Annotated in this window: 17 protein-coding genes; 9 read left to right on the top strand and 8 right to left on the bottom strand. The window is 64.5% G+C overall.

Features of this window, described 5'->3' with window-relative positions:
- Window positions 1–8 precede the first annotated feature (8 nt).
- The 3 genes from A5724_RS28070 to A5724_RS28060 are packed head-to-tail and all read right to left on the bottom strand — an operon-like array spanning window position 9 to window position 2,526.
- Window positions 9–902: a tetratricopeptide repeat protein gene (locus A5724_RS28070; RefSeq protein WP_156752491.1), complete on the bottom strand. Its 894-nt coding sequence runs from the start codon at window positions 900–902 to the stop codon at window positions 9–11.
- Between the two features lie 13 nt (window positions 903–915).
- Window positions 916–1,299 carry a DUF3817 domain-containing protein gene (locus tag A5724_RS28065; protein WP_156752490.1) on the bottom strand — a complete coding sequence of 128 codons (384 nt, stop codon included), beginning with the start codon at window positions 1,297–1,299 and terminating at the stop codon, window positions 916–918.
- 45 nt (window positions 1,300–1,344) lie between these two features.
- On the bottom strand, window positions 1,345–2,526 hold the full coding sequence (locus tag A5724_RS28060) for an acetyl-CoA C-acetyltransferase (protein WP_067810057.1): 1,182 nt from the start codon (window positions 2,524–2,526) through the stop codon (window positions 1,345–1,347).
- 92 nt (window positions 2,527–2,618) lie between these two features.
- On the opposite strand from A5724_RS28060, the gene mce reads away from it, so the two are divergent.
- Window positions 2,619–3,089 (top strand): methylmalonyl-CoA epimerase, encoded by a 471-nt coding sequence (gene mce / locus A5724_RS28055; RefSeq protein WP_067810055.1) that lies wholly within the window; start codon window positions 2,619–2,621, stop codon window positions 3,087–3,089.
- On the opposite strand, the gene A5724_RS34815 is transcribed toward mce, so the two are convergent.
- Window positions 3,086–3,382: a hypothetical protein gene (locus A5724_RS34815; protein ID WP_082965323.1), complete on the bottom strand. Its 297-nt coding sequence runs from the start codon at window positions 3,380–3,382 to the stop codon at window positions 3,086–3,088. The two genes, mce and A5724_RS34815, sit on opposite strands and share 4 nt — an antisense overlap.
- Before the next feature lie 12 nt (window positions 3,383–3,394).
- Entirely contained in the window at window positions 3,395–4,066 is a 672-nt protein-coding gene (nucS, locus tag A5724_RS28050) for an endonuclease NucS (RefSeq protein WP_067810053.1), read from the bottom strand.
- 45 nt (window positions 4,067–4,111) lie between these two features.
- On the opposite strand from nucS, the gene A5724_RS28045 reads away from it, so the two are divergent.
- The 4 genes from A5724_RS28045 (at window position 4,112) to A5724_RS28030 (ending at window position 8,628) form a co-directional block, all read left to right on the top strand.
- The gene (locus A5724_RS28045; RefSeq protein ID WP_067810051.1) at window positions 4,112–5,701 is read left to right on the top strand and encodes an adenylate/guanylate cyclase domain-containing protein; all 1,590 of its coding nucleotides are present in this window, start codon (window positions 4,112–4,114) and stop codon (window positions 5,699–5,701) included.
- Between the two features lie 536 nt (window positions 5,702–6,237).
- Window positions 6,238–6,552, top strand: coding sequence for a hypothetical protein (locus tag A5724_RS34000; protein ID WP_156752489.1), 315 nt, complete (start codon window positions 6,238–6,240; stop codon window positions 6,550–6,552).
- A gap of 56 nt (window positions 6,553–6,608) precedes the next feature.
- A complete protein-coding gene (locus tag A5724_RS28035; protein WP_067810047.1) occupies window positions 6,609–8,240 on the top strand; it encodes a methyltransferase regulatory domain-containing protein in 1,632 nt (543 codons plus the stop codon).
- An 82-nt stretch (window positions 8,241–8,322) separates the two neighbouring features.
- The gene (locus A5724_RS28030; RefSeq protein ID WP_067810045.1) at window positions 8,323–8,628 is read left to right on the top strand and encodes a hypothetical protein; all 306 of its coding nucleotides are present in this window, start codon (window positions 8,323–8,325) and stop codon (window positions 8,626–8,628) included.
- Between the two features lie 62 nt (window positions 8,629–8,690).
- Here A5724_RS28030 and modA read toward each other — a convergent pair whose 3' ends face one another.
- The gene (gene modA / locus A5724_RS28025) at window positions 8,691–9,467 is read right to left on the bottom strand and encodes a molybdate ABC transporter substrate-binding protein (RefSeq protein ID WP_067810042.1); all 777 of its coding nucleotides are present in this window, start codon (window positions 9,465–9,467) and stop codon (window positions 8,691–8,693) included.
- Window positions 9,468–9,736: 269 nt separating this feature from the next.
- On the opposite strand from modA, the gene A5724_RS28020 reads away from it, so the two are divergent.
- The gene (locus tag A5724_RS28020; protein ID WP_067810039.1) at window positions 9,737–10,123 is read left to right on the top strand and encodes a hypothetical protein; all 387 of its coding nucleotides are present in this window, start codon (window positions 9,737–9,739) and stop codon (window positions 10,121–10,123) included.
- Here A5724_RS28020 and A5724_RS33410 read toward each other — a convergent pair.
- Window positions 10,120–10,410, bottom strand: a complete 291-nt coding sequence (locus A5724_RS33410) for a hypothetical protein (RefSeq protein ID WP_082965322.1) — start codon at window positions 10,408–10,410, stop codon at window positions 10,120–10,122. The genes A5724_RS28020 and A5724_RS33410 overlap by 4 nt on opposite strands.
- Window positions 10,411–10,440: 30 nt before the next feature.
- Entirely contained in the window at window positions 10,441–10,722 is a 282-nt protein-coding gene (locus A5724_RS33405) for a hypothetical protein (RefSeq protein WP_082965321.1), read from the bottom strand.
- Window positions 10,723–10,849: 127 nt separating this feature from the next.
- On the opposite strand from A5724_RS33405, the gene A5724_RS28010 reads away from it, so the two are divergent.
- From A5724_RS28010 to A5724_RS28000, 3 genes are read left to right on the top strand one after another with little or no spacing between them, the layout of a single operon-like run.
- Complete coding sequence (locus tag A5724_RS28010) at window positions 10,850–11,713, top strand: alpha/beta fold hydrolase (protein WP_067810034.1); 864 nt, start codon at window positions 10,850–10,852, stop codon at window positions 11,711–11,713.
- Window positions 11,714–11,770: 57 nt separating this feature from the next.
- Window positions 11,771–13,267 carry a DNA-3-methyladenine glycosylase 2 family protein gene (locus A5724_RS28005; protein ID WP_067810033.1) on the top strand — a complete coding sequence of 499 codons (1,497 nt, stop codon included), beginning with the start codon at window positions 11,771–11,773 and terminating at the stop codon, window positions 13,265–13,267.
- Entirely contained in the window at window positions 13,267–13,776 is a 510-nt protein-coding gene (locus A5724_RS28000) for a methylated-DNA--[protein]-cysteine S-methyltransferase (protein ID WP_067810266.1), read from the top strand. Before A5724_RS28005 ends, A5724_RS28000 begins: the two co-directional genes overlap by 1 nt.
- Window positions 13,777–13,895 lie beyond the last annotated feature (119 nt).

The following is a 13,895-nucleotide window of genomic DNA, read 5'->3' as shown; positions in this document are numbered from 1 at the left end:
GCTCGCGACTAGTAGAGCGCGTTAGCCAACTTGCGTCGGCCCGCGATGACCTCCGGGTCAGCCGGGTCGAACAGGTCGAACAACTCGATCAGCCGGGTGCGCACCTTGGTTCGGTCGTCGCCCGCGGTTCGCTTGACCAGGCCGATCAGCCGGTCGAACGCCGCCGCGACGTTCTGCTGCAGTATGTCGACATCAGCGGCGGCGAAAGCCAATTCGATGTCGTCGGGCTTGGCGTCGGCGGCGACGATCGCGCCGGGCGCGCGTGACGTGGCGCGCTGCAGGAAGCCGATCTGACGCACCGCGCCCTTGGCCTCTGCATGGTTCGGGTTCGCGTCGAGCAGGGCTTGATACGCCGCCAACGCCGCATCGAAGTCCCCGTTGTCGAGATGTTCGCGCGCCTTGGCCAGTGCGGGATCGACCTGCTCGGGTTCATCGCCTCCGCCGCTGAGCTTGCCCGCCGTCGCGTTCAGAAGCGAGTCGACCCACCGGCGCAGCTGTTCGGGCGGCTGCACCCCCTGGAAGCTCGAGATGGGCTGTCCGGCGGCCAGGGCCACCACCGTGGGCACCGCCTGCACGCCGAACATCTGCGCCACCCGCGGCACCGTGTCGACGTTCACCGTCGTCAGCGACCATTTGCCGCTGTCGGCGGCCGCGAGCTGGCCGAGGATGTCACCGAGCTGGACGCTGGCCTCACTGCGGGGTGACCACAGCAACACCACGACAGGCACCTCATTGGACCGGACGAGCACCTCGGCTTCGAGGTTGGCTTCGGTGATCTCGACGCCCGCAGGCTGTGCACCGCCTGCAGCGCCCTCACCGGATGGCGCCGGTCGTTGCTTGAGACCTGACAAATCGACTGCACCGGCCATGGAGGCCGCGATAGGGGGTCGTGGACGGCTCACGTCCCCAAGTCTGTCACGTCGTTTCCGGTGCGCGACGTCCCGGTTGCACGACCGCGGGAGCGGGCCCTGCAACCCCGATCCGGCCGGTCCGATCGGCCCATATGAGGAAGATCACACTGGCCAATGGCACGACGCTCGCCAGCGACGCCAGCAACCATGTTCGCGCGGCCCATCTGCGGGAGATCCCGACCAGCAGACCGGCAATCACGAAGCCGATGAAGATCAGCCCGTGGGCCATGCCGAACACCTTGACGCCGATCTCGGTGCGCGGTGTGCCCAGGTATTTGAAGTACATGCCGATCAGCAGACCGACCCAGCTCACGGCTTCCGCCAGGGCGATCAGTCGAAACCAACCTGCGGCGGACCGAAGGTCGAATGCGGGTGTCATGGGCGCCATTGTGCCCGAAAAACACCCCGGGCTACTACATCGCGTCGTAGAAGGCTAGCTCCGGCGCAGGACCAGCGCGTCGCCTTGCCCGCCCGCGCCGCACAGCGCGGCCACGGCGTAGCCCGAACCGCGACGGGCCAACTCGAGTGCGGCGTGCAGGGTGATCCGCGCGCCCGACATGCCGATCGGGTGGCCGATCGCGATGGCCCCGCCGTTGACGTTGACCTTCTCCGGATCGACGCCGAGTTCCTTCGTCGACGCCAGCGCCACCGCCGCGAACGCCTCGTTGATCTCGATCACGTCGAGCTGATCGACCGAAATGCCTTCGCGGGCAATTGCTTTCTTGATCGCGTTCGCGGGCTGCGACTGCAGGGTGGAGTCGGGGCCCGCGACGACGCCGTGCGCGCCGATCTCGCACAGCCAGGTCAATCCGAGTTTCTGCGCCTTGTCCTTGTTCATCACCACGACGGCAGCGGCGCCGTCGGAGATCTGCGACGCCGAACCCGCAGTGATGGTGCCGTCCTTGCGAAATGCCGGCTTGAGCCCAGCCAACGATTCCGCCGTGGTGTTGGCGCGGATGCCTTCGTCCTCGGTGAACTCCAGCGGATCGCCCTTGCGCTGCGGGATCTTCACCGGCACCACCTCGTCGGCGAAGACACCGTCTTTCCATGCCGCAGCGGCCTTTTGGTGTGAGCGCGCGGCGACCTCGTCCTGCTCGGCACGGCTGAACTGGTCGACGTCGTTGCGCTGCTCGGTCAGCGCGCCCATCGGTTGGTCGGTGAACACGTCATGCAAACCGTCGTAAGCCATGTGGTCGAGCACGGTGACGTCGCCGTACTTGTAGCCGGCGCGGCTGTCCATCAGCAGGTGCGGCGCCTTGGTCATCGACTCCTGGCCGCCGGCCACGACGACGTCGAATTCGCCTGCGCGGATGAGTTGATCAGCCAGCGCGATGGCGTCGATCCCGGACAGACACATCTTGTTGATGGTCAGCGAGGGCACATCCCAGCCGATTCCTGCGGCGACGGCCGCCTGCCGCGCTGGCATCTGGCCCGCCCCCGCGGTGAGCACCTGACCCATGATCACGTATTCAACGAGCGACGCCGGAACCTTGGCTTTCTCCAATGCACCGGCTATGGCGATGGCGCCCAGATCGCTGCCCGAGAAGTCCCGCAGCGAACCCATCAACTTGCCGACCGGCGTGCGGGCTCCAGCAACAATCACCGACGTCGTCATATATGCCTCCAACCAGGTTTCGAGCCGCTCCTGAAAGGCTATCCGTCAGGACCCCAGTATCGAAACCGAGGTCGTTAGGTTACCTTTACGTTATGACTGCCGAGCAGGTCGATGCGCGACCGATCATCGCGACAGCCTTAATCACAGCAATCGACCACGTGGGCATCGCGGTCGCCGACCTTGACGACGCGATCAAGTGGTACCACGACCACCTCGGCATGATTGTCCTGCACGAAGAGGTCAACGAAGACCAAGGTGTGCGCGAGGCGATGCTATCAGTGCGTGGCGCCCCGGTCGGCAGCGCGCAGATTCAGCTAATGTCGCCGCTGAACGAGCAGTCGCCCATCGCGAAGTTCCTCGACAAGCGCGGACCCGGCATCCAGCAACTGGCCTATCGCGTCAGCGACATCGACGCTCTCAGCGAGCGGCTACGCGAACAGGGCATCCGGTTGCTCTACGACGCGCCCCGTCGCGGCACCGCCGATTCGCGGATCAACTTCATCCATCCCAAGGACGCCGGCGGGGTGCTGGTCGAGCTCGTCGAGCCGGCCGAAGACCACTAGCTCCACTTTCGCGTCGGGCTGCGGGTAGCCCGGTTCGTCCAGCACGCGGTGTGCCAATGCCGCCGGTCGTCGGCCGCAAATTCCCCACCGTCAGCTGGCCACACCACTAAATGTGCTGTGCCCGTACGGATTTCGTGGTCGCAGCCGGGACAACGATACGTCTTCACGGCCCGCGCCGCCGGGATCGGCCTGACTTCGTAGTCGTAACCATCCGGCCCGACCTCGACTCTGCGCCGGTCCGGCAACGGCGGTAGCGGGCGTTGCCGACGAGGTGGTGGGCGGCGCCTGGACATGCCACCAGTCTGTCAGAACAGCCTGAACTCGTCGCTGTCCATGCCGCGCATTGCGTCGTAGTCCAAAGTGAGACAACGGATTCCGCGGTCGGTAGCGAGGGTTCTGGCCTGTGGCTTGATCTGCTGGGCGGCGAAGACTCCACTCACCGGGGCCAGCACCGTGTCCCGGTTGAGAAGCTCGAGGTAGCGGGTGAGCTGCTCGACACCATCGATCTCGCCGCGCCGCTTGATCTCCACGGCCACCGACCGGCCCTGCTCGTCGCGGCACAACAGGTCGACGGGTCCGATCGCGGTCATGTACTCCCGGCGGACCAGCGTGTAGCCGGTGCCGAGCAACTCGACATGCTCGGCCAGCAGCGCCTGCAGATGCGCCTCGACACCGTCCTTCACCAGGCCCGGGTCGACGCCGAGCTCGTGGCTCGAGTCGTGCTCGATGTCCTCGACAGTGATCCGCAACTGCTCCCCGGCCTTGTTCTCCACGACCCATACCGGCACCGGTCCGTCGAGCTGCTCGGACAGCCAGCAAGGCGGGCTCATCCAGTTCAGCGGCTTGTAGGCCCGGTCGTCGGCGTGGACGCTGACCGAGCCGTCCGCCTTGAACAGCAGCAATCGGCGGGCCGACGGGAGGTGGGCGGTCAGCCGCCCGACGTAGTCAACGGTGCATTGGGCGATCACGAGACGCACCCGAACACCTTAAGCAAAGATGGCGCCAATCTAGGCTGAGGCACGATGAGCGTTGCGCGCAGACTGGGCCGGGTTCTGGAGAGAGTGACGCGGCAGAGCGGCAGGCTGCCCGATACGCCCGACTACGGCTCCTGGCTGCTGGGCAAATCGACCGAAAGTCAGGCGCGCCGACGGGTCCGCATCCAGGCGATCCTGACGGTGTTCATTCTGATCGCCAACCTGATCGGCATCGGCGCGGCGCTTCTGCTGGTCACCGTGGCGTTTCCGGTGCCGAGCGTCTTCGGCGACGCACCGTTCTGGATCACCTGGGTGGTGTGCCCGGCCTACGTCCTGCTGGCGCTGTTAGTCGGCACGTTCTGGATCACCCATCGGACCGTCAACGCGCTGCGGTGGGCGATCGAGGATGTCGCACCGACACACGAAGATCAGCTGAACACCTTCCTGGCGGCATGGCGGGTCGCCAGGGCACACCTGTTCCTGTGGGGCGTCGGGACGGCGTTGTTCACCACGCTGTACGGCTTGCAGAACACCGCTTTCATCCCGCGATTTCTCTTCACCGTCAGCTTCGCCGGCGTCGTGGTCGCGACCGCAAGTTATTTGTTGACCGAGTTCGCGCTGCGACCGGTCGCGGCACAGGCACTCGAAGCGGGGCCGCCGCCACGCCGACTCACGGCAGGCATCATGGGGCGGCTGATGCTCGTGTGGTTTCTCGCCTCACTGCCCGTCGTCGGCATCGCGTTGCTCGCGGTATTCGCGGTCGCGCTGCAGAACCTGACCGAGGCGCAATTCGCCGCCGCCGTGTGGATTTTGGCGATCGTCGCGCTGCTCGTCGGCTTCACCTTGATGTGGATTGTGTCCTGGCTCACCGCGACTCCGGTGCGTGTCGTGCGCTCTGCGCTCAAGCACGTCGAGCGGGGCGACCTCAACTGCAACGTCGTGGTGTTCGACGGCACCGAACTCGGTGAATTACAGCGTGGCTTCAACACGATGGTGCACGGACTCAGGGAACGCGAGCGAGTCCGCGACCTGTTCGGGCGCCACGTCGGCCGTGAGGTGGCGGCCGCCGCCGAACAGCAGCGTCTCGAACTCGGCGGCGAAGAACGCCACGTGGCAGTGATTTTCGTCGACATCATCGGTTCGACCCAATTGGTCGCGGGTCGACCCGCCACCGAGGTGGTCGACCTGTTGAACCGCTTCTTCGCTGTGATCGTCGAGGAGGTCGACCGCCATCACGGCTTCGTGAACAAGTTCGAGGGTGACGGCGCGTTGGCGGTTTTCGGCGCCCCCAACCGGCTGCAGAGCCCGGAAGACCAAGCCCTTGCCGCCAGTCGTGCGATCGTCAGGCGGATTCGAGCGGAGGTGCCGGAGTGCGAAGCGGGCCTCGGGGTCGCCTCCGGCGAGGCGGTGGCCGGAAATGTCGGCGCCAAGGAGCGTTTCGAGTACACGGTCATCGGTGAACCCGTGAACGAAGCGGCACGGCTTTGCGAGCTGTCCAAGACCACACCGGGCCATCTACTCGCCTCCTTCGACGCCGTGGACAATGCCGGCGAAGGTGAGCGTGGTCATTGGACGCTCGGCGACACCGTGACCCTGCGAGGTCTCGGCGAACCGACGCGCCTGGCGCTACCGGTCTAGCATTCAGCTACCGGCCGATTTCGAGGCGGCGGCCGCGGCCGCAGCCCTGCCCTCAGGGCTGGCCAGCGAGTTCCCAGACGACGTTGCCGAGGCCACCGGCGCCCCGCAGTTGAGCGACAGCAGAACCTGGTTGGTCGGCGCAGCGCTGGTGTTCTCTGGCGCAGGTTCGGTTCGGCTTTGCTGCCGCGTGACGATGCAGTCTGACCGGTCGACACTATCGCCGACGGTCGTCGACACCACGACCGCCAAACCCGCTGATGACAGTGCAGATGAAGCGTCGCTGTACTTTTGCCCCACGACGCTGGGATGAGAGTCTGCTTCAGCCACACCGCATCCGAGGAACATCGCGCAAACGGCCACCATGCCGATAACGAATTTCATAGAACCATGCTGCCTGCCAACGTGTTACGCAAGGTTACTTTCGCCTGTGACTACGGATGAGGTTCGCTGGTCGTCGGTTGGGAAAGCCTGTATTCGATTGATGTTCACCGAAACTCGACGTACAAACGGTTTTGGGCACGTTCTGGAGGTAATCAATGAAAACGCAACGACTTTCCCGTTTCTCGGCTGGGTTCGGCATGGCTGCCGTTATCGCAGCAACCATCCTGGTCTCGACCCACCCTGACAATGCCAATCCGAGCAATGTCGCTGGGGGATCAGGAGATTCGCCCACCGGAGGAACCTACGTGTCTCCAGTGGTGCCGGCCATGAAGATCGACCCGACAGCGATGAGCATGGGTTCGACGGCAACGGCGGCCGCTCCGGCCACGACCGAGGCAACGGCATTCGCGTCGCCTACCTTGAAAGCGACTGCGGCGGCCGGCTGCGTGAACAACGGTCAGTGCCCGTAATCACACAGCTTTTCAAGGTGTTGGTCACAACCTGAACACGCCATCATCGAACGCTTATGGCCAGCCGACACCCGCGCGACCTGCAAGGCGCGGTCGATGACGTGCGTGCCACTTATGACGAGACACCCTACGAATCTTACGCCCATCCCTGGTCCGCCCCAGGGCAATTGGCAGCTGTCGCATGGTCGTTCGGATTGCATCCGCCGTCGGTGGAAAACGCACGCGTACTTGAAATCGGTTGCGCGGCAGCTGGGAACTTGCTTCCATTCGCGGCCTTGCACCCCCGAGCCAAAGTGGTGGGTGTCGACCTGTCGCTGGTGCACATCGAGCAGGCGCGCCACCGCGTCGATGCCTTGGCACTCAACAACGTCGAACTCCTGCACGCAGACATCGCGCGTCTCGAGCTAGACGCGCTTGGTGAGTTCGACTTCATCGTCTGCCATGGTGTGTACAGCTGGGTGCCACCTCATGTGCAGGATGCCATCCTGGCCGCCTGCGGACGGTTGCTAGCGCACAACGGGGTGGCGTATGTCGGCTACAACACATATCCCGGCTGGAAGGCCAGGGAAATCGTGCGCGATGCGATGTTGCTGAACGTCGGCGACAGCGCGACTGCCGAGGACAAGGTCAGGCGGGCACGCGCAATGGTCGACTTCCTGCAGAAGGTGGCCCAGCCGGGCACCGTGCTCAGCAGAGCGATAGACGACTATCAGCGGACGGCCCCGGGCGTCGGCGACTATTACGTCCTCCACGAGGAACTCGAGCTGTATAACCTGCCCTGCTATTTCACCGACTTCGTTGCGCGTGTACGCAGCCACGGCTTGGAGTATCTGTCCGAGGCCCAACCCGAATACACGTTCGCCACGAATTACGGGTCGGTCGTCGCCGAGCATCTGCTCGAACGTGCGGACGATCACGTACTGCTCCAGCAGCACCTCGACTTCGCCGTCAACCGGCACTATCGCCAGTCGCTCTTGGTTCGCGCCGGATCCGCGGCACAAATCACACGCACTTTGGACAGAAGTCGATTGCGCCGTATGCACTTTGCGATGTCGTCAGTGATGCTCCCCGATCGGGCGCAACTCGAAGAGGGGCAGAAGGCGGCGGTCGATGCGCTGACCGACCAATGGCCATGGACGCTGTCATGGCCGCATATCGTCGAGGCTGCCCACAGTCGCCTCGCCGGCGCCGGCGATTCGGCGCCGTCCGATCTCGAGAGCCAGATCGACGCCCTCGTCGCGGGAATCGTCGTTCAGGGGCTGGGCCGCTATCGACTCGACGCGGTGTCACCTGAGCCGTCGTGCACACCAATCCGCCTTGCGGAGCCGATACGTCGGATGGCTCGACTGACCCGCGACGACACCGATGCTTTCGTGTTCAACCACTGGCACGAACAATTGCCCTTGTCGCCAGTGGACCGCCATCTCTTACCGCTGCTCGATGGATCCCGTGACCGTGATGGTCTGCTCGCGGTGCTGCTGGACGTAGCCGGGCAGGGTTTGATCCGCATCGAACGCGACGACGGCCAGGAACTCGACGCCGATGCCATCCGTGATGTGTTGGCTCAATGGATTGACGCGCTTCCGCAGCGACTGCAACAGATGAAGCTGATCAGCGTGCGCTCAATCCCGTTGAGAGCAAACGGTTGTGCATCTGTTACCGCTTGCACAGCTCCAGCACACGGTTAACACAGAGCACCGCAACATCCGGTCCTTACCGTAATTGTCGCGTGGCAAGTGCTGCCGCATTGATGAGAAACGGAGTGGATCAATGACTTTCAAGCGAGTGTTGTTTACGTCGGCCGTGGCGGCCGGAATCGGCGCGGCCGGTCTGTTCGGCATCGGCACAGCGAACGCAGATCCGTGGGGATGCGACCACCCCGGCCAGCCCGCGTGCGGTGACCACCACGATGACCGGGGTGGACCAGGTCCTGTCGACTGGCATAACCGCGGCATCGATCAAGGCCGCTTTGACCACCAGCCGTTCAACTGGAACGGTCAGCAGGTGTACCCAGTGCCTGCCGGCGACGGACACGGATGGGGCTTCTGGTTCCTCGGCCAGTGGATTCCGCTGTAAACCCTCAAGAGCACTCGAGGCGGGCACCAATCACGGTGACCCGCCTCGGGGCAGTTGGTCAGCTATCCCTCGAACTTTTCGTTGGGTTCGGTGAATCCCGCATCCGCGAGGACCTTTCGGCCGGCCGGACCTGTGACGTCCTGGATGAACTTGTTGGCAAGAGCGGCCTGATCGGAATCCTTGACCGGTGCGATCCAAGACGTGACCTGGGCACCGGCCGACTCTGGAAATGCGAACCATGAGACTTTGTCGCCGGCGTTCATCGCATCGGTCTGGAACACCAGACCGGCATCGGCCTTCCCCGTCGTCACATCGCGGAGTACGTCGATATCGGTCATGTCGTTGTATTGAGGATGAAGCTGAACCCTGGCGCGGTCCTCGATCTGACGGGTGGCGGCCGCGCAGGCACTTCGCACACCGCACACCGCGACGCGCACTCCTGGCCGGCCGAGGTCCGCGAAAGAGGCGATGTGCCCGCGGTTTCCCGGCGCGGTAGCGATCACCAGGCTGTCGGCCGCGATGGGAACTGGAGGAGCAGCTATCAGGCCGGCGTTTGCCACCGTGGTCATGTTGTCGTGATCACCGGAGACAAACACATCCGCGCCATTGCCATTCGACAGTTCCGCGGAAAGATCCGACGAACCAGAGAAGATGAACTCGACTGCTATTCCCGGGTTTTCAGCCTCGAACTGTTTGCCGATCGTCGTCAAACTCTTGATCATCGCCGACGACGCGAACACCGTGATGGACGTCGTCGGGCGCGCCTGCGAGCTACAACCGCTCGCGACGACCGGTAAGAGAATTCCGGCCGCCACGGTTTGCCTAAGTCGGGCGCGCATCGATGTTGACCATACCGAGTGCCCTGCGTGCTGGTGAAATCACGTCGCGCATGTCTTGTTGTGGACTTGCACCGGATCCGCTGCGAATCCGCTTGCGCCCGTCCCATAATCCTTCGCGTGGGGGCACCCTTGGACGCGTGGGCGAAGTTGGAGGCGTGGTTCGGCAAACCGCGGTTGTTGATCGGCACGACCGAGCAGTCCGCAGGCACGTGCCACCATTGTCGAGCGCCTCAGTGCCAGTAGGCAGCCGCTCAACCGTAGGCCGAGGGTTGCTGACCGTCGAGGGCTTGGCCATCGGGGTGCTCGGTGGCGTGGCGCTGGCCTCGTCGATGGGGTACGCCCGATTCGGTGCCGACGGCATGCCGATGCTGGGACTCAAGGTGACGCCGCCGCATGCCGCGCTCCTCCTGGTGATGGGAGCGCTGGCCCTGCTGGCATGTCTAGGCCCGCGGGCGGCGCTGATCTTCAGCGCCGTCACCGCATTCGGGTGGGCCGTCCTGACCGTGGTGTGCGCGTTCAAGGTCGCACACCACGCCCCAGGCGTACTTGGTTTCGATCCACGCGACAGTTTCCTCTACGGCGCGCTGAGCGCCTACAACCTCGTGACGTCGGTCCTTCTCGCGTTCGCGCTGTTGGGGATTCGACGAAAGGTCTAGCTGACCCCGTTGATCCCGGGGTGCTGACCGGCCGGAACGGTCGGAGGGCCGGGGGCTACCACGGGCGGTGTGAACAGATTGCCGCCAGTCGGGTTGATGCTCTTTTCGGTGGGAGCTGCCGGCGCGCTCGTCGCTGGGGGCGCCGCCGTGGTGGTGGTCGTAGTCGTCGGTGTCGTGGTGGTCGTGGATGAGGGCGCTTGATTACCACTCGAACCACAGGCCGCGGTGAACGCGGCCACCGCGATCAGCATGGCGCCGCCAGCGATCGTGATCCGCCGAGAAGTCATGTGTACTCCTAATTTCGGGCGCGGACGCCATTACTTGTTGCGGTGAACACCCGGAGGTTCCGTCGGCGCCGGAGGTGCCAATACCGACGGGGTGAACAGGTTGCCGCCCGTCGGATTGATGCTCTTTTCGGTAGGAGCGGGCGGTACGCTCGTCGGCGGCGGCGGAGGCGGAGTGGTGGTCGTCGTCGTAGTCGTCGGTGTCGTTGTCGACGACGGCGCTTGGTTACCGCTACTGCCGCAGGCCGCGGTGAACGCGGCCACAGCAATCAACACGGCGCCGCCTGCCACAGTGACCCGTCGACGATCAACCATCTGAACTCCTAATAACTGGAAACGCCTGACAAATAATTGTGATATCGCTTAGACCGCCATGTGCTGGGGGCCAGCTGGGAATGTGCTGTTAACTAAACAGTGCAGTGGTGCGGTAGCTTTGGCGCGGATGGCTACGACTCGGTACCAGACGGTCGACATCGATGGTCTGAAACTGTTCTACCGTGAGGCCGGCTCCCCCGATGCGCCGGTTGTTCTTCTGTTGCATGGGTTTCCCACGTCATCGCGAATGTGGCAGCCGCTGATCGACCGATTGTCTGACCGCTACCGGATGCTCGCTCCTGACTACCCTGGGTTCGGTCACAGTGACGCGCCGTCTGCAGACAGCTTCAGTTACACATTTGACCGGATCGCAGCGTATGTCGAAAAATTCACCGACGCAGTCGGTCTCGACCGTTATTCGCTCGTGGTCCAGGACTACGGCGGGCCCGTCGGGATGCGGCTTGCGGTGCGTCGGCCGGAGCGAGTGACCGCGCTCGTCGTGCAGAATGCGGTGTGCCACGAGGAGGGCCTCGGCCCGCTCTGGGAAACACGCCGGGCGTTCTGGTCCGATCGCGCGAGCCACGAAGACGCGCTTCGCGAGAACTTCTTCTCGCCCGCGGCGACCCGGCAGCGGCACGTCGGCAACAGCCCCCATCCCGATCGCTACGACCCCGATCTGTGGACCGACGAACTGGCCTTCCTGCGTCGCCCCGGTCAGCAGGACATCCAGACCGATCTGTTCTACGACTACCGCACCAACGTCGCGAGCTATCCGGACTGGCAGCGGTGGCTACGCAAGACGCAACCGCCGCTGTTGGTCCTCTGGGGGCGCTACGACCCGTCGTTTCAACAGGCCGAGGCCGAGGCCTACCGGCGCGATGTGCCCGGCGCTGAGGTGCACGTGATCGATGCCGGCCACTTTGCCCTCGACGAAGCTCCCGACGTCGTCGCCTCGCTCACTGACGGCTTCCTCGCCCGAGTCATCAACTGAAACCACGATGTCGTTTTTCCGCCAGTGATGTCGGTGGGCTCGTGTAATTGTCGATGCATGCACGAGGATTTCGAGCGCTGTTATCGGGCAGTCCAGTCGAAGGACGCCCGGTTCGACGGTTGGTTCGTCACCGCCGTGCTGAGCACGAAGATCTACTGCAGGCCCAGTTGCCCCGTCCGACCGCCATTCGCCCGCAACATGCGGTTTTACCCGACCGCGGCCGCCGCGCAGCGTGCCGGCTTCCGCGCCTGCAAGCGGTGTCGCCCCGATGCCTCGCCGGGGTCACCGGAGTGGAACGTTCGCGGCGACGTCGTGGCCAGGGCGATGCGGCTGATCGCCGACGGCACCGTCGACCGTGAGGGCGTCACCGGCCTGGCGGCGCGGGTCGGCTACACCACCCGTCAACTCGAACGGCTGCTACAGGCCGAGGTCGGTGCCAATCCGCTCGCACTCGCGCGAGCGCAGCGCAGCCAGACGGCTCGGGTGCTGATCGAGACCACAGAGCTGCCGTTCAGCGATGTCGCGTTCGCGGCGGGCTTCTCGAGCATCCGGCAGTTCAACGACACGGTCCGAATGGTGTTGGACCTGACCCCCACCGCGCTGCGTCAACGCGCCAGGGAGCGCTTCGAACGGGACGACGGGGACGACGGCGGCGCGCGGGGTGTGCTGTCGCTGCGACTGCCGGTGCGCACACCGTTCGCGTACGAGGGTTTGTTCGGCCATCTCGCCGCCAGTGCGGTGCCTGGCGTCGAAGAGGTGCGCGACGGCGCCTTCCGGCGGACGATGCGACTGCCTAACGGCAATGGAATCGCCAGTCTCACACCGTATCCCGATCACGTGCAGTGTCAGTTGGTGTTGGACGACTTCCGCGATCTGTCGACGGCGATAGCGCGATGCCGCCGCCTGCTCGACCTCGACGCCGACCCGGAAGCCGTCGTCGACGCATTGAGCGCCGATGCCGACCTCACCGCCCTGGTGGCCAAGGCACCTGGACAGCGAATTCCGCGAACCATCGACGAGCAGGAACTGGCCATCCGCGTGGTGCTCGGACAGCAGGTGTCGCTGAAGGCCGCGCGTACGCACGCCGGACGCATCGCGATGGCTTACGGGCAACCGGTCGCCGACCCGAACGGTGGTTTGTCACTTGTCTTTCCGGCTGTCGAACACCTCGCCGAGATCGACCCGGCGCACCTCGCCTTCCCGAAGTCGAGGCAACGGTCTCTGGTGACCCTGATCGGCGCGATGGCCAACGGCGATGTGGTACTCGACGCTGGCTGCGACTGGAACCGAGCGCGCGAACAACTGCTCGGGTTGCCGGGCATCGGCCCGTGGACTGCCGAGGTGATCGCGATGCGCGGCCTCGGAGACCCCGACGCCTTCCCTGTCAGCGATCTCGGTGTCCGGCTGGCCGCCAAGCAGCTCGGACTGCCCGACGACGTCCGCCCGCTCACCGAACGCAGTGCACAGTGGCGGCCGTGGCGGTCATATGCCACCCAGCATCTGTGGACGGCCCTGGATCACGCGGTCAACGAGTGGCCGCCGAAGGAGAAGTGATGGAACAAGTGCTGTTTCGGTCGGTCGACAGCCCGGTCGGGAAGCTGACGCTTGCAGGAAGGGATGGCCGGCTGATGCATCTGCGGATGGTCGACCAGACCTACGAGCCGAGCCACGTCGGCTGGGAGCCCGACGGGGACGCGTTCCCGGAGGCCGTCGAGCAACTCGAGGCGTATTTCGCCGGCGACCGCACCGAATTCGAACTCGAGCTGAATCTGGTGGGCACGGCTTTTCAACGAAAGGTGTGGCAGGCGCTGCTGACCATTCCGTACGGGGAGACGCGGTCGTACGGCGAAATCGCCCGTCAAATTGGGTCGCCTGGCGCATTCCGCGCTGTCGGGCTGGCGAATGGGCACAATCCGATTGGGATCATCGTGCCGTGCCATCGGGTAATCGGCTCGAATGGCAGTCTCACGGGATATGGCGGTGGACTCGATCGAAAAAGGGCGTTGCTGGCATTAGAGAAAAGCCGAACCGCGCCTTCATTATTCGACCTGGAAATGCAATAAAAATGCCTCTGCCCTCCAATCGAAATTGGAGGGCAGAGGACTTAAATTGTGTTCGGCGGTGTCCTACTTTTCCACCCGGGTTGGGTAGTATCATCGGCGCTGGCAGGCTTAGCTTCCGG

Source organism: Mycobacterium sp. ACS1612, assembly GCF_001667505.1.
Classification (GTDB): domain Bacteria; phylum Actinomycetota; class Actinomycetes; order Mycobacteriales; family Mycobacteriaceae; genus Mycobacterium.
The sequence above is the reverse complement of the archived record's forward strand: the minus strand, read 5'-3'. Positions and strand labels throughout refer to the sequence as shown.